This is a genomic window from Methylobacterium fujisawaense, from assembly GCF_039619325.1.
GTDB classification, from domain to species: domain Bacteria; phylum Pseudomonadota; class Alphaproteobacteria; order Rhizobiales; family Beijerinckiaceae; genus Methylobacterium; species Methylobacterium fujisawaense.
In genome coordinates, this window is sequence record NZ_CP155000.1 from 2054283 (window position 1) to 2076256 (window position 21974).

A 21974-nucleotide genomic window follows, 5' to 3' on the forward strand; every position below is an offset into this window, starting at 1 on the left:
CCGATGTCCCTCGATCTCACCCTCATCTGGGCGTTGCTCATCGCCACGGCCGTGTTCCTCTACGTGGTGATGGACGGCTTCGACCTCGGGGTCGGCATCCTGTTCCCCGCAGTTCGCGGCAAGGCGGATCGGGATCTTATGGTCAACACCGTCGCTCCGGTCTGGGACGGCAACGAGACCTGGCTGATCCTCGGCGGCGGCGGTCTGTTTGCAGTGTTCCCCCTCGCCTACGCCACGATCCTGCCGGCGCTCTACATGCCGCTGATCCTGATGCTCCTGGCCTTGGTCTTCCGCGGTGTCGCCTTCGAGATGCGGTTCCGGGCCGCCACTCTCCGAAGCCAGCGCGCCTGGGATCGGTCCTTCTCGTGGGGCAGCTACGTGGCGACCTTCTGCCAGGGCATCTGCCTCGGTGCCCTGGTCCAGGGCATCCGGGTCGAGGGCCGCGCCTATGCGGGCGGCTGGTGGGACTGGCTGACCCCGTTCTCCGTGCTGACGGGTTTCAAGCGACAACCGGAACTGACCCCTTCGCGTCACGAGGATCTGACCCCCATGCCGGTTTCCTCGCCTAGACGGGCGTGGGGTTGGGGACGATAGCGGCCCTCTGTAGAAGTCCGCTGCGACGCTTCTCGCGCAGGCGGTAGCTGTCACCGCGGATGGTGACGACGTGGCTATGGTGCAGCAGCCGGTCGAGGATGGCGGTGGCCACCACCGCGTCCCCGAACACGCTGCCCCACTCGCCCACCGCCCGGTTCGAGGTCACCAGCATCGCGCCGCGCTCGTAGCGGCGACTGACGAGCTGGAAGAACAGGTGCGCGGCATCCGGCTCGAACGGCAGGTAGCCGAGCTCATCGATGATCAGCAGCTTCGGCTTGGCATAGTGCGTCAGCCGCTCCTCCAGCCGCCCCTCGGCGTGCGCCTTGGCCAACTGCGCCACGAGCGTCGTGGCTGGGGTGAACAACACGCCGTAGCCGGCCACGATCGCCGCACGCCCGATCGCCACCGCCAGATGCGTCTTGCCCACCCCGGGTGGTCCGAGGAGCAGCACCGCCTCACCGTTGGCGATGAAGCGGCCGGTGGCGATCTCGCGGATCTGCGCCTTGTCCAACGAGGGCTGTGCGCCGAAGTCGAAGCCGGTCAGGTCGCGCACGAACGGGAAGCGGGCCAGCCCGAAGGCCATGTCGATGCGCCGCTGATCGCGCCGGGCGATCTCCCGCTCGCAGAACAGCGTCAGCGCCTCGCGGATCGTCAGTTCGCCCCGGCCGGCCTCGTCGATCAGGCTGTCGAGTTGGTCACGCATGGCCGTCAGCTTCAGGCGGTCGAGCAGTACGGTGAGGTGATCGTGTTCCTCGCTCATCAGAAGCCTCCCCCGGCGACAGCCTCGTACTCGGCGAGCGGACGCAGCAGTTCCGGCGTCGCCACGAGAGGAGGCGGGTCGCGCCGATGAGCCGGTCGCTCACGGCTACCCACGAGCCCGGCCAGATGAGCGTCGTCGACCGCACGGCCGTGACGTCCCTTCAGTTCGGCATGCGCGGCGACCTCCCGTCCGCCGTGGTGGACGCGCACCACCGCTCCGCTCACGGTGACCCGCACCCGCTCACCGATCAGCCGCCAGGGTACCGAGTAAGCGTTGCCGTCGACCGCAACCGCGCAGTCCGCTCCGACCCGGCGCACGAGATCGCGCGCGGCGGAAAACGGCGGCACGCCCGCGAGCGGCCGTAGCGCCCGAGCCTCGTCGCGGGCGAACCGCTCGCCCGGCGCCTCGCCGGTCGTGCCGTGCACGCGCCGGTCGGCGACGTCCCGCGTCCAGGCATCGAGATGCGCCTCCAGGGCTGCGAAGCTCGCGAAGCGGCGGCCGGCCACGGCATTGTTCTTGACGTAGCCGACGCCGCGCTCGTCCTTGCCCTTCGTGCGCGCCCGGTACGGGGCGCAGGCCCGCACCCGGAAGCCCCAGTGGCGGGAGAAGGCGTGCAGGCGCGGGTGCAGGACGACCTCGCGGCTCACAGGGTCGTGGTGCAAGACCAGGGCGCGAGCGTTGTCGAGCAACACCTCGTGTGGCACGCCGCCGAAAGCCCGGAAAGCGCTCTCCAGCCCGGCGAACCAGTCCTCCTGCCGTTCGTGGCCGAAGGCACGCACGTGCAGGCGGCGCGAGTAGCCGAGCGTCGCTACGAACAGGGAGACCCGAGTCGGCACGCCGCCGATCTCGACGCGCCGTTCGCCAAAGTCGATTTGCATCTGCTCGCCCGGCCGCGTCTCGAACCGCACGCTCGCCCGCGCGGCGATCACCAGATCCCGCCGCAACGGCGCGACCGCCCGCTCCACCGTGCGCAGGCTGACGTGGATGCCCTTCTCGGTCGCCAGATCCTGGCGCACGACGTCGGCGTTGCCCGCATGCTGCCGGAAGCGTTCGACCAGCCAGTCCGCCAAGCCGTCGAGCTGCTTCGAGCGCGAGGGCGTCGCGCAGGGGCGCCAATCCCCCCGTCGCAGCCACTGCTTCACCGTGTTCTTCGAACAGCCAAGCTCGGCTGCGATCCGCTTCGCGCCCCAGCCGAGCGCCTGCAGCCGCATCATCGCCGACACGTCGTCCGGCGTCTTCATCTCGGCCCTCCACGGATCGTCCATCCGCGTCAGAGCCTGAGCCTCGTTCCTGATCATCTCGACCTCCTCGCTCATCGAGGGGGTCAGATCCTCATGGCGTCAGGGGGTCAGTTTGCCGTGTCGCCTGACAACGGGCATCGCCCTGGTGGGCGGGTACGGCCTGCTCGGCGCCTGCTGGCTCATCTGGAAGACCGAGGGTGAACTCCAGCTCCGGGCCTATCGGCTGGCACGCCAACTCGGCTTCGTCACGCTGGCGGCCATTGCGATCGTCTCGGCCGCCATGCCGATCCTGAGCGACGCGTTCCGGGCCCGGTGGCTGTCCTGGCCGAATATCGCGCTGGCTGCCCCGGTTCCCGCCCTGGTCGCCGTGCTCGCCTGGCGCTTCTTCGTCGCCCTCGAGCGACGCGCCGAGGTGACGCCGTTCCTGTGCGCCCTGGGTCTGTTCCTGATGTCGTATATCGGGCTCGGGATCAGCCTGTGGCCGATGATCGTACCGCCGGCCATCTCGATCTGGGATGCGGCGACGCATCCCAGCAGCCAAGCTTTCCTGCTGGCCGGTGCCGTCGTGCTCGTGCCGATGATCCTGGTCTATACAGCCTACGTTTACTGGCTGTTCCGCGGCAAGGTCGCGGCGGGAGCGCCGGGCTATCACTGAGGCCGGCGCAGGTCGCATCGCGACGGCACTGGGAGGATGGGCCGGCGCGTCTCGGACCGGCCCGCGCTCATTGGCCAAGCGAAGCCGATCGGGGCCTCGGCGGCTCCGTCGGCTCGGGCGCATCACGGCCCGGCATGGGCCCCTTTGATGAATCGCGCGACGTCGTCGGCGACCGGGAACCGGAGACTGAACGGAAAGCTGAGGGCATGAACGATCTGGCCATGGCCCAGGCCGGGATAGATCTTCATGGTCTCATCGCCGGCGAAGGCCCGCATGGCTCCGTCGAGCGCCAGGGTCCCGGCCGGGTTGACGTCGAGATCGGCCGCGCCCGCGGCCAGCAGCATCGTAGGATGCCTGTCCGAAGCATGATTGATCGGCTGCAGAGTGGGATCGCTGCCGACGAAGACTTCACGGTCCAACGGCTCCATCAGCGCCGCGCTCGCATAGGGGCCCGCCAATCCGACGATGCCGGCGAGCTTCGCCGGGCTTGAGCCGGCCTGCTCCAGCCATGTTGGATCGAGACCCAGCATGGCGGCGGCCCACGCGCCGGAGGAATGGCCTACGACCACGACACGCCTTGAATCGCCGCCATATTCGGCCGCGTGGGCGATGGTCCAGGCGACCGCGGCGGCATTGTCCGCCAGGATGTCTGACAGTCCGACAGCCGGAACGTGGCGGTAGTCCGGGATCACGGCAACGAAGCCCCGCCGCGCGAAGGCGGCGCCGACATACGCGACCTCATCCTTGGACCCGGTCCGCCATCCCCCGCCATAGAGGAAGACAACGACCGGACGCGCTCCCCGCGCGGCCGACCGATAGATGTCGGCGCGGTGCTCGATCCCGTCCGCGTAGGCCACCCCCTTGGTCACATGCACCTCGAAGGGCGCAAGCACATTCAGAACTGCGAGGGTCAGACCGACGATCTTATCGCCCAGATAGCTCAGCATGGGATCGACTTCCGCGAACGTCGGAGGGGGGGCGTGTGTCGGTCTGCGGGCCGGTCCCGGCGGGATGTAGTCTACGTCAGCTCGATCACGCCGAGGCGGTCGGTGACCTGGACCGGCACGCACCTGTCCGCCGGAAGGTTCGCGACGGTGACCGATCCGTCGTCATCGAAGCGATGCAGCCTGACTTGCCGCGGCTGGCGCGACAGACGGATCTCGGCGGGACGCGCGGGCGCATCCGAAAGCGGGATCCGGTTGCGCCGATCCCAGCCGTCGAGACCGAGCCAGATCGGAATGAGCGTCGCCCCGTCCTGTCGTGCGAACCGTGCGAAGACGAGATCGGGCACTGCAGCGGACAATGTGACGTCGCGATCGGCCGCAACGGCGGCGACCGTGCCGGCATTCGCTCCGAACAGTCGCACGAGGCTGCGAACCGCCCGGAAGGCGGGGGTCGGCCGGCCGTCGTGAGCGAGGAGGCCGAAATGGCTTTCGGGGTCGGCGTCGCCGCGATCGAAGCTGGCGATTAGCTCGTAGAGGTAGGTGCGGCGTACCCCCTGCAGATAGCTCCAGAGCAGCATCCGCGGAAGGTACCGGGCCCGGAGACCGGCCGAGATCGGCAGATGGGCGCTGCCGGTGGCAAGCGCCGTGTGGTAACCATTCTCGGTGGCCAACACCGGAGCATCGCCGAAGACCGGACGGGATGCCGCCATGAAGCGGGCGAGGCTGCCGGCGCCATCGGTTTCCGGGGGCTCGGCGCCGGGATAGGCGTGGATGTTCGCAAAATCGATCACGGCCGCAAGATTCTGCGCCGCTGCGACGTTGCCCTGGATGTAGCTCGGCCCGGCGACCCGGACGGTTCCGGCCCGGGCATCCGCCCGCACGGCGCGGAACAGGGCGGCTTGGTGCGCGGCCGACTGCACCGCCAAACCGGGCCGCGTCGCCACCGGGGGCTCGTTGCCGCCCTCCGCCACGACGAGTCCCGCGCCAGCCCAGCCTGCGATCTCGGCGAAGCGCTCCGGCGCCACCCGTGGCCCCGGCGTGAGCCCGTCATAGAAGATCAGGCTGAAGCGGTAGCCCCGGCCGGCCAGGTCCGCGATCCGTTCGAATTGTCCAGCCGGCTCGTCGCCGGTGAGCACGATATCGTCGCGCAGATGGCGGACGCCGAGATCGTCGAGGGCTTCAATGCAGGCCGCAAAGCGCTCGACATACGGGCTGCCTCGATGGCCGAGATGCACGTTCACGCCGATGGAATCGATCAGCGCCTCGCACCGATGCAGCGGCTCCGCCGCCGTGGCACGCCCTGCCGCCAAGGTACCTGCCGCGAAGGCGCCCGTCGCGAGGGATCCCGCCGCCAGGGCGAGCGCCGAACGGCGCGTGAGACGTGTCATGTCCGGCCCGCCAGGGTGAGGACACGGCCGGGCTTTGCGGAAACCGCCGTGCCGGAGCGCGTCGCCTTCGACCGTTGCACCGCCTGCAGAAGGTCGTGCAGAGCCTCGGCGAGCCGGGCCTGGGCCTCGCGGGATCCGAAATTGTGGTCCACACCCGGAACGACCGTCACGGGCGCGCCGAGGCGGCGGTCCGCCTTCCCGGGCGAGCGTCCCAGGTGGCGGCGGAGCGCCGCAAGACCGGGATCGCCGGCACTGTAGAGCAGGCGGATCTCGGCACCCCGCCGGCGAAGGGCCGCGATCCGCCGGGCGGGTGATCCGCCGGGCGGGCCGGGGCGTATGGCCCGGCGCATCCGGCGGAACGCGGCATCGATCCCGCGCCGGGCCAGCACCGCGGCGATCGCGCCGATCCGGATCTCGCCGCGGATCAGCCGGCGCCACGTCGCGCCCCGCTTGAGCAGGGCCGCGTAGGTGGAGGCGCTCCCGAAGGTTTGCCGGATGACCTGGTCGAGGTCCTCATCCGGATCCCAGTCGAAGCAGTAGAGGTTGAGCAGGAGGGCCCCGTCCACCCGGCTGTCCCGGCAGAGGGCGTGCAAGGCCGCGTAGGCGCCGCTGCAGCCGCCGACGAGCAGGATCGGGCCGCCCGTGCCGGCGATCTCGTCGACGGCCGAGATCACATCGGCGAATCCGTCCGCCGCGAAGAGCGGCTTGCGGCCGTCCGCTCGATCGGCGCTGTCGCCGATGCCCCGCTGATCGAACCGAAACGAGCCGATTCCGTCGGCGGCGAGACGCCGGGCGAGATCGGTGGTCTGGCGTCCCCATCCGGAATGCACGCTCATGCCGGTGGAGACGAACACGATCGTGGGTGCATTCGCGTCGGCCCGGTCCGGGCGGCACCGGATGCCGAACAGGCCCCGGGCGAACCGCACCGGCTCCTCCTCCCAGCCCGACCCGGTCAGATGCGGCGAAGCCAGGGCGCCGACGGCCGTTCCGCTGCGCGTCAGGCCGGCATCTGCCGCGTCCGCGATCGCGAAGGCGATGACGCGCGCGAAATCCGCCGCCGGGACATCGGAGAAGATCGGGTCGCCGACGAGTGCGGCGAGACCCGGGAACGGCCCTGTCGCGACCGTGGAGCCGAGGGTTTCGAGGCGGGCGGCCAGGGTCCTGGTCTCGGGTGCCAGGAGCAGCGCGCGCCGCGCCGGCGCCCGTTCGAGACGTTCGAGGTTGAGGGTGGCGAGCTCACTGAGGAGAACCGATTCCATCCGGAAGCCACCGACGGTGAGGCTGTCGGCCTCCTGTGGTGGGACCGACCCGTCCGGCAGGCGCCCGATGGTCTGCGCCCGCAGCCGCAGCTCGCGCAGATAGGCGCGCCCGGTCGTGACCGGTGCCAGCAGCACGAGGCCTTCCACGGCCTCGTCCTGGGCCGCCAGCGCCGCGAAGGTGGCGCCCAGGCGCAGACCGATGAGGACGATCTCCGTCACGCCCGCCGTTGTGCGCAGGAACTGGACGGCTTGCCGGATCGCCGCGACGCAGGCCAGGACCCGTGCGGCTTCGGGATCGGCCGAGTCGCCCTCCCCCGGGTAGTCGAAGCGCAAGGTCGGGCAGCCCGCCGCGGCGAGGCCTTCGGCCAGCGAACGCCAGGGTCTGTGCGCGGCCAACTGCTCGAAACCGCAGGTCCCGCAGAGGACGACACCGCGCCGTCCGGCGGCCGGATGAAGCCACCCGAACAGGCCATCGAACGTCACCGGCACCGCGGCGTCGGACTGGACCTCAGGCGTCATGACCGAATTCCACGATCTCGCTGCTGTTGATCGCCCGCACGCTCCCGCGCGGCAGCCGGGCGGCGTCCGCGAACGCGACGATCCGGCTCGATCCCGGCGCGAGATGGAATCCGCTCTCGACCGGCCACACACCGGAGGCTTGCACTTGGACGCTGCAGGCGAAGCGCTCGGTGCTGATCCGCAGACCCGGACCGTCCCCGGTCGCGACCGGTTCGGCCCGCAGGCCGACAGCCTCACGGAGGACCGGCCGCAGGCCGGGGAAGTGGAAGCTCTCGGCGATCACGCGGCCGTCGGCATCGCTCAGCCGCGCATGCGCGAGATCATGGATCCGTGGCCCGAACCGGTAGCTGTCCGTGGTGTCGAAGAATCGGCCGAGCACGGCGGAAGAAGAGAGCGTGAGGGCCGCCCGCGGGCCAACCGGAAGGACCCGCTCGGCCCGCGCTGCGATCCGTCCCCCGACATCGCACAGGGTCAGCGCCAGCGTCAGCTCCTGGGCCGCCCCCGTCTCGTTGAGGACGTGAACGTGAAGGCCGTCGAGGCCCTCGTCGGTGAGAAGGACCTGGACCGGACGGAAGGCGCGCTTCAGCGCATACCAGGCCGATTTCGGCCTCTGCGTCCAGTCGATGACGCCCCAGCCGGCGCCGGGTCCGAGGTCGCGCAGCATCAGGACGAGGCCGCCGGCCGTCGGCGAGCGCGGACGGCGCCACTCCGCGAAGGTCGCCTCCATCACCTCGGCCACCGCAGCACGGCCGAGTTCGAGGTAGCGGTCCGGATCTTCGGCGCGCAGCGCCGCCGGATCGACGCCGTAGAGCAGGGCGACATAATGGTCGCGCACAGTCTCGAAGTCCCAGTCGGCCCCCCGGTCCCGGGGGATGCCGGCCGGCCAGAGCGGATCGGCCGGTCCGGTCGGTCCCGGCGTGCCGGGTTCGGGCGGATTGGCGAAGGCGAGGCATTCGCTGGCGAAGCCAGGTTCTGCCCGGCGGGCATCCTCCAAGGGCCGTCGATAGGCGCCGACGCCAAAATAGTGGGTGCAGCCCCCGCGCGGCGAGAAGGGCAAGTCGCCGCCGGAGGGCGAGTTCGGCACGACGATGAGATCGGGTCGCAGATCCGCCGCGCGCGCCGGCAAAGTCGTCGCGCAGAAGGTGTCTGCCCAGACGGCCCGGGGCGCGCCGAGCATCGCCGCCTGCTGCCAGATTTCGCTTCCCCCGCACAGCACGCAGAGCGACGGCGCGGTCTGCGTCCGCTCGAGAAACCCCGTCAGCTCGCGGTCGAGTTGGGACGCGAAAGCCGGGTCCGCGTGCGGATAGTCGAAATTGGCGAGCATCAGGTCCTGCCAGACCAGAATGCCGAATTCGTCGCACAGATCGTAGAAGTCGGAATCCGGATAGAGCGTCGTGCCCGGGACGCGCAGCATGTTCATGCCGGCCTCACGGGCGCGCATGAGCAGCGTTCGGGTCCCGTCGGAGCCCAGCCCGACGAGATCCGGCGGCGTCCAGACGGCGCCCCGGCAGAAGACCGGCACGCCGTTCACCGCCAGCGACAGGCCGTCCTCGAACGGACGGGTGAGCGTTAGGCTTCGGAAGCCGACGCGGCCGAGGTCGAAGCGTGCGCCGTCGACGCGCACCTCGACCGGGTAGAGCTTCGGCACGCCGTGCGTGTGCGGCCACCAGGGCGCGATGCCGGGAAGCGCCAGCGCGCCTGCGAACAGGCCCGGCTCGACCTCGGTCAGAGAAGCCTCACCTCCGCCGCACGCGAGGATGACCGAGTCGGTCCGCCCGTCAATTCGCAGGCGCACGGCCAGGTGGCCGATGTCGCCTTCGAGGGTCGAACGCACATCCGCGGCCGCCATGCGGGGTCGGACCGGCCCGACAATCAGCGGTCGGAAGGGGCCGACGTGGTCGATCTCCGGGCACCAGCCCGGCATGAAGCCGAGGACGCTGGTTCGCACATGGCGCAGCGATCCGGGCGTGATCATCCGGGGCCGCCAGCGCCCGCGCTTGGCCGGTCGGTCGAGTTCCTGCCGGAGCGCACGGAAGCAGAGCGCCAGCTCGGAGACGCCGCCGAGTTCGACATCGACGGTGTGCGCCTCGAACATGGAGCGGGTGCAGAGGATCGGCGCGCCGTCGAGCCAGACCTCGGCCAGGGTGGCGAGCCCTTCGAATCGAAGCCGAGCCGGGCCCGCCCCGGCGATGCGCGACCGGTACCAGACATCGCGATCGTGGATCGGCTTCGGCGCGGCCTCGCTCCAGCTCCCGGCGGCCCGCAGGGCGGCGGCGGCGGTGCCCGGAACGGTAGCGAGGATCCAGCCGGTCACGGCGTCGAGATCACCGGAGCCTGCACAGGCGCCCGGCGGCGTGACGGCGAGCAGCCAGGGTCCGAACTGGACCTCCGGCGCACGCTCGTCGACGCAGCGGATGCGGGCCATCGCGACTCTCAGCGGTCCAGCGCGCGGTCGAGGGTCGGCGAAGACGCGGTCGTAGGTCGCCGCGAGGCGGTCGAGACGCAGTGCCAGTCCCTCGGCCGAGCGGCGGTGGAAGGCGCGGGCAAGCTGGAACTGGAAGGCCTTCGCCTCGCGGCTCACATCCGCGGCGGCCGCGGCCGCTGGCGCGAACCCACCGACATCCCGCGCCTCGAGCCACGCGAGGTGACTGGCGAGCATCTCGAAATTGGCGCCGAGCTGGCGCGTCGTATTGAAAGCGTAGGCGTGGAACACGCTGAGCGGCCGGCACACCAGATCCCCGGCCGTCGCCGCCAATGCGTCGCGGAACGCCAGGACGGGATTGCGGCGGGGCGCCCGGGCGCGATGCCGGACGAGCAGCGCGCGGGCGGCCCCCGGCAGGTCCGCGGAACTCAGGGGCGAGGCAACCGACTTCACGAACTCGGCGTAGGGCGGCAGCAGCGCCGGCGCGAAGATCCCGGCATAATCCGCCCCCGATAGCCGGAAGCGCCCGGCGTTGTGGAGGTAATCGAGTTCCTGGGTCACCGGGTCGAGGGCCAGGATGCCGATCGTGGTCTTGGCGTGGTCCCGGCCGTAGGTCGTCCCCTGGGTATCGGGCAGATAGATCGCGTCGACTTCGACCAGTACCGGGCGGCCGGCCTCCGCCTGACGCACGGCATGGGCCTCGAGGCCCCCGTAGACCGCGAGTTCCAGCACCTCCAGCCCGTAGAGCCGCTCGATGTCGCCGGGCGGCGGCTTGAAGAAGGTGAACTGGTCGCCCTCGAAATCCTGCCGCAGGGTGAAGCCCAGCATCGCCTCGGGCACGAGGCCGCGTCCGTGCAGGAGCTCGATCCAGAGGTCGACGTAGCAGTTCGTCTCCGGCCAATCGCGGCCGGACCCGTGGAGCGGGTGCGGGATGTAGGGTCCCGCGGCTCCGAGACCCTCCGGCCGGCGCAGAGCGGCGGTCACCGCCTCAACCCCACAGCTCGGCGCGGACGGCCTCAGGCCAGGCGGCGAGATCGAGCCCGTGGTGGCGCAGCAGCGCCAGGGTGATCCGCTCCAGGCCGAAGCCGACGCAGGCCGTATGGGCGACCGCGCCATCCGCCTGATGCAGGTCCCAGGTGCTGCCGAAATGGTCCTGGTGATAGTTGAAGCTGAGACAGGCGGTCGGATTCTCGACGCTGTTGACCGGGACGTTCAGTTCGAACTTGAGGCCCTGCGCCCGCTGGTTGTTGGCGAGCATCCGGCCGGCGCGTCCGAAAAACGGGTCGTTGGCCGCGTCGATGGCGAGCGGAAGACCGAGGTCGCGCATCATCGCCGTGCCGCGTTCGAGCCACGACTCGCGGAAGGCCAGAACCTGCTCGGGACTGCCCATGCGCACGTATTCGCGCATGCGGAAGAGCTGCATCCGGGTCGGCTCCAGCGAGGGCTCGCGCCGGAAGCAATAGGATTGCAGGTCGAAGAGGCGGCCCGCGGCGGGCAGCGCCCCCCGGGCGGCAGCCACCGGATAGACCGGGTAGCAGGCCGCGGGCGTCAGGACGACGTCGGTGGCCTCCTGCTGGCCGGTCCAGTCGGTCCCGGCCTCCAGACAGGCGAGGATCTCGGCATGGCCGCGGGCGTCGCCGCAGAAGCTGTGGACGGTGCCGGCGAGGTTCGGGAACCCCTTGAGGTACCCGCTGCGCTCGAAGGCCGACCGGCTCATCGCGGGCGGGAAGCGCAGCACCTCGGCCCCCTCGGCGGCGCCGAGACGCGTGATCATCCGGTCGAGGGCGTCGACGACGCTCTCGAAGCCGCCGCTGCGGCCGTAGAGGCCGTCGACGCCGGTCCGGACCAGCAGCCCGTGGTCGAACAGGCGGTCGAGGAACGTCGGACCGCCGGCCGGCTCGTCCTCGGGGAGGACGTCGCCGGCGGGAGAGGAGATCGATTCCATCACGCACTCATGAGCTGGCCGCTGCCCTTCTGCACGAGCAGGAGCTTGGCGGTGTTGGCGAGGATGCGATCGTTGCCGATCATCAGCGGTGCGGAGAGGACGTCGCGCAGCGGCCGTCCCAGGCTGAAGGGCGTGTCGTTCCTGTATCCGGCGAGACCGACGATCGCGAGCGCACCCCGCACGATCTCGACCGCCATGTCGGAGACGGTGACCTTGAGGTTGTTCAGCATCACGCAGAAGCCGACGGAGCCGATCGTGTCGGCGTCCCCGTGCGCATCCTCGAAGCGGCGCAGGGCCGACACGATGGTGCCCCGCATGGCCTGGTGGGCGTTGGAGACCTCGGCCAGCCTCAGGGCCGTGGGCGGGACCTGCCCGGGCCGCCGTCGGGCCTCGGCCTGCACGAAGGCGCGGGCGCGGTCCACCGCGTAGGTCGCGATCCCGTACCACACGCTGCTCCACAGCAGGTGCGACGAGGCCAGCATCGACTGGGCGGCGATCTCCGCGAAGGGCTTCGGCAGGATCTGCGCGACCGGGACGTTCCGGGCCTCCAGGCGGAAGCCGTCGCTGCACGTCCCGCGCATCCCGAGGGTGTCCCAGTCCCCCGTGCGCACGAGGGAGATCTGATCGGCCATCAGCGCGACGAGGACCTGATCGGACGTCGCCGCGTCCGGATGGCGCCGGGCCGTGGCGAGGATCAGGTCGGCCCGGGCGCCGTAGGAGATCACCGACGCGTCCTTGCCGAGGGCGAAGACCTCACCGGTGGTCTCCACGGCGCAGAGGCTGTTGCGCAGGTCGCCGCCGATGCCGGCTTCGGTGGTCGAGGAGGCGACCAGCAATTGCTCGCGGGCGATCCGCTCCATCAGGCGGCCGTGCCACGGGCTGTCGAGCCCGTGGGTCACGAGGCTCGACACCTTGATGTGGTGCATCGCGAACACCATCGCGGCCGCGCTGCAAGCCTGCCCGAGCGTACTGCACAGCTCGGCGATCTGGACGAGCCCAGCCCCCTCGCCGCCGAACTGCCCCGGGATCTGAAGACCGAGGAGGCGCTCGGCCTTCAGCGCCGCCACCGCCTCTTCGGGGAAGCGGCCTTCGCGATCGACGGCGTCGGCGTGACGCGCCGCCACCGCCGCCACCCGCTCGGCGCGCGCGGCAAACGTGCTCATGCGGCTTCCTGCTGGATCAGCGTGGAGACGGCCTCGCGAATCGCGCGGATGGACGAGAACGACTTGCGGTTCAGGAGTTCATCGGGGAACTCGATGTTGAAGCGCTCCTCCAGCGCCAACATCAGCTGCACCGAGCCGAACGAATCCAGCCCGCGATCGAACAGGCTGTCATCCTCGGAGAGCTGGTCGGCCTTGCCGGCGAAGGCTTCGTTCGATCCTAGGATCTCGCGGATATCCTGAGCGATGTTCAAGGCGGAACTCCCTATTCCAGTCATAACGACGCTATTGAACGGATCGGCCCGCCGTCAAATTATCTATTGATTAATAGTAAATAGCCGTGCGCGTGTTGCGATACGGGGATGCGCGCGGCGTATCCAGGCAGCTCACGCGGCCCGAGCGCTATATTGGCCGCCGCTACCTTTACGATCACTTTCCGGCTCTTTATTTCGCGATCAACTCTCCGGCCAATTCGCGGATTCAGCAACTTACGCGCTTAAATGCGCGGCGTGACGTCAATCCGGGATGAGGAGCCATTTAGGACGATTCGGGACTCGTCGTGACGTGGCGTGGCCATCGTGGCCATAAGGTTGCGGCTTCGCCCGTCCCGGGTGGAGCCCCAGGCATCAGCCGGCGCGCGATGATCGACAATCTTCAAATCCTGCGTGCCGTCGCGTCGTACCTCGTCTTCCTCACGCATTACGGTCTGTATATCGGACCGGTTTTGCCGCGACCGGATCTCCTGGCCTTCGGCGCCTTCGGCGTGGACGTGTTCTTCGTCCTGTCCGGGTTCATCATGTTCGTCAGCACCAGCGCCCGCCGTGAGAGCCCCAGTGGGTTCCTGCTCCGCCGGGCGTCGCGCGTCGTCCCGGTCTACTGGCTCGTCACGATCGGCCTGGCGCTCATCGCGCTGACCGGCCTGAAGCCCATCGGGATCATGGAGGTCCGGCCGGACTACCTCATCCAGTCGTTGCTGTTCCTGCCGTTTTCCCGCGGAGGCTTCATCGAGCCTCTGAATTCCGTCGGCTGGACGCTCAACTACGAAATGTTCTTTTACGTGATCTTCGCGGGCCTGCTGCTGGTGCCGAAGCCCGCCGTCCGGGCGCTGGGCGCGGCCGCAATCTTCCTCGCGTTGATCCTGCTCGGACTTCTGCCCGTCCCGGGCCTGTACTGGGCCTACTACACGAAGCCGATCATCATCGAGTTCGCCGCCGGCATCGGCCTGGGCTACGCCTATCTGCGCCTCGGCATCCCGCCAGCGGGCTTCCCGGTCAGGCGCTTGGCCTGTGCCGCCCTGTCCGCGGCGGCGCTGCTCGTCCTCGGCGGCCAGATCGCCACCACGCTGCTCGACGCCAGCCCCGAATTGTCTGGATTCGCCCGGCCGCTGGTCTGGGGCTCTGCGGCCGTCCTCGTCGTCGGCGCGATGCTGCTTCTGGAGCAGGGCGGCGTCGCGCTGAAATCGCGCTGGCTGCTCTCGCAAGGCAATGCCAGCTACTCCTTCTACCTGGTCCACAACCTGCTGCTTCACAGCGCCGCCAAGCTCGCAGCGCTCCTCGTCGCCCCCGGATACGCACGTGCCGCTCTCATCTTCGCCATCGCGTTTCCGGCCTCTGTGGCTGCGGGAGAGGTGCTGTTCCGATATGTCGAGACCCCTCTGATCGCCGGCCTGCGACACCGGCTCCATCGACGGACGCGTCCTGCCTCTCAGCCGACGCCGATCGCCTCGTAGCCTGCGCCACTCAGGATCTCCGCGGTGCAGGCCGCGACCGGCTTGCGCTGCCGGTGCATAGACCGAAGCCACGCGCTGACCGTGCAGAGAATGCCGATCATTAACGTTACTCATTCATAAAAATTAAGTTTACACTCGGTATTACACATCTGGCCAGGGCCTATTTCCAACTGTTGTCGAGGCGGTGACCCCTTTTTTAGGGTCGATGTCTCCATTACTCTTTCCAGTGCGCCTTTGCTCGCTGTCACAGGCGGGGGCGGCAGGACAGTATTGATTGGTCCCGCGTCTGGCGCGCCGACGAGGAAGCTGTGATGCGTGTCGCGATTGTTCACGACTGGTTGTATATCGTCGGTGGCGCCGAGCGTGTCCTCGAGCAGCTTCTGCGGATCTATCCCGACGCGGATGTCTTCGCGCTCTTCGATTTCCTGTCCGAAGAGGATCGGGAGCGGCTGGGCTACACGCAGGCGCGGACAAGTTTCATCCAGCGCATGCCCTTCGCGCGGACGCGGCACCGCAACTACCTGCCCCTGATGCCGCTCGCGATCGAACAGTTCGACCTCTCGGCCTATGATCTCGTCATCTCCAGCAGCTACGCGGTGGCCAAGGGCGTCCTGACCGGACCCGACCAGCTGCACGTCTCCTACATTCACTCGCCCATGCGCTACGCCTGGGACATGCAGCATACCTACCTGAGGGAGAGCGGCTGCGACGCCGGGATGAAGAGCCTGCTCGCCCGGCTCATCCTGCACCGGATGCGGGTCTGGGACTTCCGCACCGCGGCCGGACCCAACGCGATCGTGGCCAATTCCGCCTTCGTCGCCCGGCGCATCCACAAGGTCTACGGCCGCACCGCCGAGGTCATCCACCCGCCCATCAATCTGCCGAGCCAGCGCTACGACGGGCCGCGCGGCAACCACTTCCTCGTGGCCAGCCGGCTCGTGCCCTACAAGAACGTCGAGGCCGTGATCCGCGCCTTCGCCCTGCTTCCCGATCTCGAACTCGTGGTGGCGGGCACCGGGCCGGATGCGGCACGGCTGCGGGAGATCGCCGGGCCCAACGTGTCGTTCTCCGGCTTCGTCTCCGACGGGGAATTGCGGCGCCTCATGGCCACGGCCCGGGCCTTCATCTTCGCGGCCGAGGAGGATTTCGGGATCATCGTGGTCGAGGCCACGTCGGAGGGCACGCCGGTCCTCGCGCTGGGCCGCGGCGGCGCCCGCGAGACGGTTCAGGTCCGCGGCCCGCAGCGCACCGGGATGTTCTTCGACACGCCGGAGCCGCAGGCCATCGCCGATTGCGTGGGCCGGTTCCTGCAGCAGGAAAGCCTGTTCACCCGTGAGGCCTGCTGGGCGCAGGCCGAGATGTTCTCGGCCGAGCTGTTCCGGAGCCGCTTCGCGAGCTTCGTCGGTCAGCAGATGGCTCTCCATCAAGCCGCCTGCGAGACGCGCCCGCGGATCCTGCCGCGGCTCGAAGCCGTCGGCTGAGGACGCGCCGCATGTCCTTCCTGACTGTCGATCTGGCCGACCGGGCGCCGGTCCGCGCCCTCCCCCAGGAGCCGGTGCGCGGCGGCCCGCTGGCCGCCGCCCTCTCCCGGATCTGGCATCGCCGCTACCTGTTCGCAGCGGTGTTCGTCGGGATCCTCGGCCTCGCCGTAACCGCCCTGCTGATGATTCAGCCGCAATACGTGGCGAGCGGCTCGGTGATCGTCGCCGAAGCGGAGCCCGGGGCGAACAACGCCTCGATGGCCTGGATCCAGAAGATCGGCGATCCGGCCGATATCGAGAGCCAGATCCTGGTGATCCGCTCGCCCCGGCTGCTGCGTCTCGCGATCGACGACGGCCTGATCGCGGCCGTCATGGCCGAGTGCCGCTCTGCGGCGACCCGCGGGCATCCCGACGAGATCAGCGCCAAGAAGGAAGCGACCTGTACGAAGCTCACGACGGATCGCAACGCCCTCGTGGAGTATCTTCAGAAACGCTACACGGTCCTGAGTTCGGGCCGCTCGCGCATTATCACCATCGGCTACAAGTCGCCGCTGCCCGAGACGGCGCAGACGATGGCCAACGGCCTGATCAACGCCTTCCTGGAGGATCAGCGCGAGACGCAGGCCTCGAGCCGGAAGGCGGCCGCCGACTGGCTGCATGCCGAGATCAGCCAGCTCGATGCATCGATCCGCGCGGACGAGACCCGAATCCAGACCTTCCGCCGTCGCAAGGGCCTGCTGAAGGGCTCGACGGCCCCGATCAGCGCCGAGCGACTGACCAGCATCAGCCAGCAGCTTGCCGCTGCGGAGACGGCCAAGGCGGATGCCGCCGCGCGTCTCAGCGAGATCGAGAACAAGGGCGCTCGCGGCGCCGACAGTGCCCCGGCGGTGCTGGCCAGTCAGACCGTCGTATCCCTGAAGCAGCAACTCAGCGGCGTCAGCGCGCAGCTCGCCAACCAGAGCACGCTGCTCGGGGCGAACCACCCGGTCATCCGGGCGCTCGAGACCGAGCAGGCGAGCCTGCGCACGCGGATCGAGCAGGAGGTCGGCAACGTGGCGAAGGGCTTGCGCAAGTCCTACGAGGCGTCGAACGCCCTCGCCAAGTCGCTGCGCGCCCAGCTCGAAACCGCCAAGACCGACGCCGCCGCCGCCATGGACGACGAGGCCTCGATCGAGGGCATGGTCCGCAACGCGGAGATCAAGCGCACCCGCTACGCCGATCTGGTGAAGCGGGCGGGCGAGCTGGAGACCGAGCGGCGCATCCTCACCGGCAGCACGCGGCTGGTCAGCCTCGCCGAGCTGCCGCAGGAGCCGTTCTCGCCGAAGGCCGTGCCGTTCCTGGCGGGCGGCTTCGTGCTCGCGGGCGTCCTCGCCGCCGCTGCCGCGCTGCTGCGCGACTATACCGACCGACGGGTGCGCAGCTCCGCGCAGCTCATGGCCGGCACCGGCGCCCCGGTCTTCGCGCAGCTGCCCAGCCTGGAGCCAGCCGGGCTGGTCGGACGCTTCTCCGAGCGTCAGCGGGCGCTCGAACTCCCGGAGGCCCTGGCGCGGGCGCGGGTCGATCCGGTGATGCAGAACGTCCTGCGCAACCTGCACGCCCATCTCGTCCTGGCAGGCTCCGGCAAGTCCCGCGTCATCCTGGTGACCTCGGCGAAGCCGCGCGAGGGCAAGTCGTTCACGGCCTTCGCGCTGGCCGGGATCGGCGCCGCCGGCGGGCGACGGGTCCTCGTCGTCGAGTGCGACCTGCGGCGCCCGAATTTCGAGGCGTCGCTCGGGCTCGGCCGCGGGCCGGGCCTCGGCGGCGTGCTCCGCGGCGAGATCGACCCGGCCGAGGCCGTGGTCCCGGCCGGACGCTTCGACGTCATCCCGGCGGGGACGCCGACGGCCGACTCAACCGAGCTTCTGATGAGCGACCGGATGGCGGGCTTTCTCGACTGGAGCCGCCGCTACGACCTCGTCCTTCTCGATACGCCGCCCACCAGCCTCCTGATGGACGCGCCGACGCTCGCCCGCCACGTCGACGGCGTGCTCTGTTGCGCCCGCTACGGCCGCTCGCAGCTCTCCGACACCGTCGAGACCGTGGCGAACCTGCGCCGCGCCGGCGGACACGTGCTCGGAATCGCGATGACGATGGTCCGGCCGGGCACTCAGCCGACCTACGATGTCATGCCCCTGCCCGATCCACGCACGGCCGCGGGCGCCCGATGACAGACGTCCTTCCCGCCGCGACGCTTCCGGAGCGTGGCTCCGTCGACCCGGTTTTGGCCGCCCGGTCCGGGATCGCCGCGCGTCCCAGCGTTCTGTTCGTCAGCCACACCGGCACGATGTCGGGAGCGGAGCTGGTGCTCCGCGACGCCGTCCAGCCATGGGCGGGTTCGACCGCCTTCCTGTTCGAGGACGGCGCCCTCACCGACGCCCTGCGCGGGCAGGGTCTGGAGATCCGTCTTGCACGGCGTCGGACCTCCCTGGCGGCTCTCCGGCGGGATGCCTCGCCCCTGAGCGCCCTGCCGGTGCTGGGCCGGCTCGGCGCCCTGGCCCTGGAGATCGCGCGGGCGGCGCGCGCCTGCGACGTCGTCTACGCGAATTCGCAGAAGGCTTTCCTGCTGTCCGCCTTCGCCGCGCGCTGCGTCGGACGCCCCCTGGTCTGGCACCTGCACGACATCCTCGACAGCGCGCATTTCGGGCGGGCCCAGCGCATCGCCCAGGTGTGCCTCGCCAATCTCTGCGCGACCCGGGTGATCGTGCCGTCCGAAGCCGCAGCGCGGGCCTTCGTTCAGGGCGGGGGACGCCGATCCCTGATCCGTATCGTGCCGAACGGCCTCGACCTCGACCGCGACCCCCGGCCTGCCGCGGCGCTGCGCGCGGAACTCGGCCTTCCGGCGGGTCCGCTCGTGGGCGTGTTCAGCCGCATCGCGCCCTGGAAGGGACAGGACGTGCTGATCGAGGCGCTCGCGCGCCTGCCCGGCCTCCACTGCATCGTGGTGGGGGCGCCGCTCTTCGGCGAGGATGCCTACGCGGCGCATCTGAGGGACCTTGTGGCCAAGTACCGGCTGTCGGACCGGATCACGTTCCTCGGCCAGCGCGACGACGTCCCCCGACTGATGCAGGCGGTCGACGTGGTCGTGCACCCCTCGGTCGATCCGGAACCGTTCGGCCGCACCCTCGTCGAGGCGATGCGCGTCGGCGTGCCGGTGGTCGCCACGGATGCGGGTGCCTCTGCGGAGATTCTCGACGGCGGGGCGGCCGGAACGCTGGTGCCGCCACGGCGACCGGACCGTTTGGCGGCCGCCCTGTCGGAACTGCTCGAAAACCCCGACGCCTTCGCGCCGCGAACCGGTCTCGCCCGGGAACGGGCGCTGTCCCGCTTCGGAGCGGACCGGATGCAGCGCGCGCTCGCCGACATCATCCTCCAGGTCGCCGGCCGCGCCTGACGGGCCGGCAATCCCTCCCCTCTCCTCCGGAGCCGTCAGAACCGCAATGCCGCGCGTCCTCGTCAACATGCCGAGCCAGCATGCCGGTCGGCCGTCGGGCGTCGCCCTCGTCGCCTTCCGGGTGATCGCCGGCCTGATCGCGCGCGGCACCTTCACGGTGGTGCTCCGCTCTCCCTGGCGCCGCGACCAGCTGCCGGCGGCGATCCGCGACCGCGTCGAGGTCGTGACGGTGCCGCGGCCGCGGATCATGCTGCTCGACGTCCTGCGCCAGAGCCTCGCGGTCCCGCGGCTGTGCCGGGCCCTGGACATCGACGTGGTGCTGAATGCCGACCCCTACGGTGCGGCCTTCGGCGGTCGCGCGCGGGTGAGCGTCGTGCACGATCTCTATTTCCGCACGCTGCCCGAGCGCATCCGCTCCCGCGAGGCCCTGACCACCGATCCGATCTTCCGGCTGGTGCTGGGCAACAGCGCACGGGTGATCACCGTGTCCGAGGCGACCCGGCGCGATCTGGAGCACCATTATCCCCGGCTTCGCGGACGGGCTCAGACAGTGCCCTCCGCGGCGATGCTGAATCCCACGCGCGACGGGCCCCGGGCCGGACTCCCGGCCGGGCCCTTCGTGCTGGCGGTCGGCAACGCCCTGTACAACAAGAACTTCGCGACCCTCGCCCGCGCCGTGGTCGGGCTCGGCCGGCCGGGGATCGGGATCGTGCACGTGGGCGAGGATCCCGACGAGGCGATCGCCGCCGCGCTCGGCGGCGCCCCGGTGCCGCTGACGCGCCTGTCGCGGATCGACGACGACCAGCTGGCGGGCCTCTACCGCGCGGCCCTGTGCCTGTGTGTCCCGTCCTTCGCCGAGGGGTTCTGCCTGCCCGTGCTGGAGGCGCAGGCCCTTGACTGCCCGGTTCTCTGCTCGGACCGCTCCGCGACGCCCGAGATCGCCGGAGCCGGTGCCCTGACCTTCGATCCCGCCGACGCTGCGGCGCTGACCACGGGCCTGCGCCGCCTGCTCGACGAGCCGGGGCTCCGGGCCACGCTGATCGCGCGCGGCCGCGACAATGTCCGTCGCTACGACTGGGCCGAAACCGCCCGCCGCTACGAGGGCCTGCTGCTCGACGCGCTCCGGGACGGCGCTCCGGCGCGCCCCGCTCGGGAGGTGCCGCATGCGCATCCTGCACCTTAGCTCGCTCTATCCGCCCGAGCAGGTCGGGGGCGCCGAACTGATGGTCGAGACACTCGCCCGGACCCAGGCGGGCCTCGGCCATGACGTTGCCGTCGTCTGCGCGGCACGGGCGCAGGGCGAGCCGGTCCTTCAGGACGGCGTCACCGTCTATCGGACCGGGCACGGAACGCCCTTCCACATCCTCGACTGGCCTGAACGCGGGCGGCTCGACCGCCTTCGCTACAAGCTCGCCGCGCAGTGGAACCGACCCACCCTCGACCGGATGGCGGCGGCGGTCCGGGATTTCGAACCCGATGTCGTGAATACGCACTCGATCTCCGAGCTGCCGCCGGCGCTCTGGCCGATGCTCCGGCAGCTCGGACTGCCGATCGTGCACACGCTCCACGACTTCACCAGTCTCTGCACCAACGGCGCGATGGTGCGGGACGGCCGGCCCTGTGACGGTCAACATCTCAAATGCCGCCTCTACGGTGGGATCCACCGGCGCTGTCAGCGTGCCGTGACGGCTCTGGCCGCCGTGGGCTCAGACATCCTCGAGCGCCATCTCGATGCCGGCTTCTTCACCGACGTGCCGCCGGCGCTGCGCCGGGTGATCTGGAATCCGATCCCGCCCGGCCTGCCGCCGCCACGGCGTCCGCGGGTTCCGGGGGCGCCGGTTCGGTTCGGCTATCTGGGTCGGATCGAGGCCGCCAAAGGCTTCGACACGCTCCTCGAAGCCTGCCGGAGCCTGCCGCGGGCAGGCTGGAGCCTCTCCGTTGCCGGCCGCGCCGTGGACGGGCTCGACCGCTACCGCGCCCGGGCCGAGGGCCTGCCCGCGACCTTCCTGGGCTACGCGGAGCGCGACGCCTTCCTGGATGGCATCGACTGCCTCGTCGTCCCCCCGATCTGGCCCGAACCCTTCGGCCGGACGGTGGCGGAAGCCTACGGGCGCGGCGTCCCGGTGATCGGAACCGCAAGCGGCGGCATCGGCGAGCAGGTCGGACCGGGGCCGTGGCTGGTGCCACCGGGCGATGCCCCGGCACTCGCCGCCGCGATGGCCCGGATCGTCGCGGAGCCCGCCCGCCTCGCAGAGGGGCTCGCCCGCGCCGCCCGCATCCGCGCCGGCACCGACCCGGTCGTCGTCGCGGCCGCCTATCTCGCCCTCTACGCCGCGACCCGCGACGCGGCCCGCCCCGAACTGCCTCTCGAGCTTTCCGCGCACGCGGAGCGCCCGCACCTCAGCGAGTGCCGTCCATGATCACCCCGACCCTGTCCTCGACCTATG

16 protein-coding genes and 2 pseudogenes are annotated in these 21974 nt (G+C 70.2%); 8 read left to right on the forward strand and 10 right to left on the reverse strand.

The window, feature by feature from the left end; genetic code table 11:
• Positions 1 to 3: 3 nt before the first annotated feature.
• Positions 4 to 498: pseudogene (gene cydB, locus ABC766_RS09720) on the forward strand (cytochrome d ubiquinol oxidase subunit II); the annotation flags it as partial.
• A gap of 67 nt (positions 499 to 565) precedes the next feature.
• On the opposite strand, the gene istB reads toward cydB, so the two are convergent.
• Both istB and istA read right to left on the reverse strand, forming a co-directional pair.
• On the reverse strand, positions 566 to 1354 hold the full coding sequence (gene istB, locus ABC766_RS09725) for an IS21-like element helper ATPase IstB (protein WP_127991182.1): 789 nt from the start codon (positions 1352 to 1354) through the stop codon (positions 566 to 568).
• On the reverse strand, positions 1354 to 2652 hold the full coding sequence (gene istA, locus ABC766_RS09730; protein WP_427902312.1) for an IS21 family transposase: 1299 nt from the start codon (positions 2650 to 2652) through the stop codon (positions 1354 to 1356). The genes istB and istA overlap by 1 nt, the downstream gene beginning before the upstream one ends.
• On the opposite strand from istA, the pseudogene ABC766_RS09735 reads away from it, so the two are divergent.
• Positions 2651 to 3250 (forward strand): annotated as a pseudogene (locus ABC766_RS09735) (cytochrome d ubiquinol oxidase subunit II); the annotation flags it as partial. The gene istA and the pseudogene ABC766_RS09735 overlap by 2 nt on opposite strands.
• A gap of 122 nt (positions 3251 to 3372) precedes the next feature.
• Here ABC766_RS09735 and ABC766_RS09740 read toward each other — a convergent pair.
• The 7 genes from ABC766_RS09740 to ABC766_RS09770 form a co-directional block, all read right to left on the reverse strand.
• On the reverse strand, positions 3373 to 4197 hold the full coding sequence (locus ABC766_RS09740) for an alpha/beta hydrolase (RefSeq protein WP_345822014.1): 825 nt from the start codon (positions 4195 to 4197) through the stop codon (positions 3373 to 3375).
• Positions 4198 to 4268: 71 nt separating this feature from the next.
• A complete protein-coding gene (locus tag ABC766_RS09745) occupies positions 4269 to 5582 on the reverse strand; it encodes a hypothetical protein (RefSeq protein WP_345822015.1) in 1314 nt (437 codons plus the stop codon).
• A complete protein-coding gene (locus ABC766_RS09750) occupies positions 5579 to 7360 on the reverse strand; it encodes an alpha/beta fold hydrolase (protein WP_345822016.1) in 1782 nt (593 codons plus the stop codon). The genes ABC766_RS09745 and ABC766_RS09750 overlap by 4 nt, the downstream gene beginning before the upstream one ends.
• Positions 7350 to 10766, reverse strand: a complete 3417-nt coding sequence (locus ABC766_RS09755; RefSeq protein ID WP_345822017.1) for a DUF1839 family protein — start codon at positions 10764 to 10766, stop codon at positions 7350 to 7352. The genes ABC766_RS09750 and ABC766_RS09755 overlap by 11 nt, the downstream gene beginning before the upstream one ends.
• A gap of 4 nt (positions 10767 to 10770) precedes the next feature.
• Positions 10771 to 11727 (reverse strand): amino acid--[acyl-carrier-protein] ligase, encoded by a 957-nt coding sequence (locus ABC766_RS09760; RefSeq protein WP_251982364.1) that lies wholly within the window; start codon positions 11725 to 11727, stop codon positions 10771 to 10773.
• Entirely contained in the window at positions 11727 to 12890 is a 1164-nt protein-coding gene (locus ABC766_RS09765; protein ID WP_342140797.1) for an acyl-CoA dehydrogenase family protein, read from the reverse strand. The genes ABC766_RS09760 and ABC766_RS09765 overlap by 1 nt, the downstream gene beginning before the upstream one ends.
• Complete coding sequence (locus ABC766_RS09770) at positions 12887 to 13141, reverse strand: acyl carrier protein (protein ID WP_043353394.1); 255 nt, start codon at positions 13139 to 13141, stop codon at positions 12887 to 12889. The genes ABC766_RS09765 and ABC766_RS09770 overlap by 4 nt, the downstream gene beginning before the upstream one ends.
• Before the next feature lie 386 nt (positions 13142 to 13527).
• On the opposite strand from ABC766_RS09770, the gene ABC766_RS09775 reads away from it, so the two are divergent.
• Positions 13528 to 14616: an acyltransferase gene (locus ABC766_RS09775; RefSeq protein WP_342140799.1), complete on the forward strand. Its 1089-nt coding sequence runs from the start codon at positions 13528 to 13530 to the stop codon at positions 14614 to 14616.
• On the opposite strand, the gene ABC766_RS09780 is transcribed toward ABC766_RS09775, so the two are convergent.
• Positions 14592 to 14717 carry a hypothetical protein gene (locus ABC766_RS09780; RefSeq protein ID WP_342140800.1) on the reverse strand — a complete coding sequence of 42 codons (126 nt, stop codon included), beginning with the start codon at positions 14715 to 14717 and terminating at the stop codon, positions 14592 to 14594. The two genes, ABC766_RS09775 and ABC766_RS09780, sit on opposite strands and share 25 nt — an antisense overlap.
• 210 nt (positions 14718 to 14927) lie before the next feature.
• Between ABC766_RS09780 and ABC766_RS09785 the strand changes: the two genes are divergently transcribed.
• Genes ABC766_RS09785 through ABC766_RS09805 form a run of 5 tightly spaced genes read left to right on the forward strand, consistent with a single transcriptional unit; the run spans position 14928 to position 21947 of the window.
• Positions 14928 to 16097, forward strand: coding sequence for a glycosyltransferase (locus tag ABC766_RS09785; protein ID WP_043755085.1), 1170 nt, complete (start codon positions 14928 to 14930; stop codon positions 16095 to 16097).
• Between the two features lie 11 nt (positions 16098 to 16108).
• Positions 16109 to 18304, forward strand: a complete 2196-nt coding sequence (locus ABC766_RS09790) for a polysaccharide biosynthesis tyrosine autokinase (protein WP_342140801.1) — start codon at positions 16109 to 16111, stop codon at positions 18302 to 18304.
• On the forward strand, positions 18301 to 19527 hold the full coding sequence (locus ABC766_RS09795) for a glycosyltransferase family 4 protein (protein ID WP_081948652.1): 1227 nt from the start codon (positions 18301 to 18303) through the stop codon (positions 19525 to 19527). Before ABC766_RS09790 ends, ABC766_RS09795 begins: the two co-directional genes overlap by 4 nt.
• 46 nt (positions 19528 to 19573) lie before the next feature.
• Entirely contained in the window at positions 19574 to 20710 is a 1137-nt protein-coding gene (locus ABC766_RS09800) for a glycosyltransferase family 1 protein (protein ID WP_345822018.1), read from the forward strand.
• On the forward strand, positions 20691 to 21947 hold the full coding sequence (locus tag ABC766_RS09805) for a glycosyltransferase family 4 protein (protein ID WP_345822019.1): 1257 nt from the start codon (positions 20691 to 20693) through the stop codon (positions 21945 to 21947). The genes ABC766_RS09800 and ABC766_RS09805 overlap by 20 nt, the downstream gene beginning before the upstream one ends.
• The last annotated feature ends 27 nt before the right edge of the window (positions 21948 to 21974 follow it).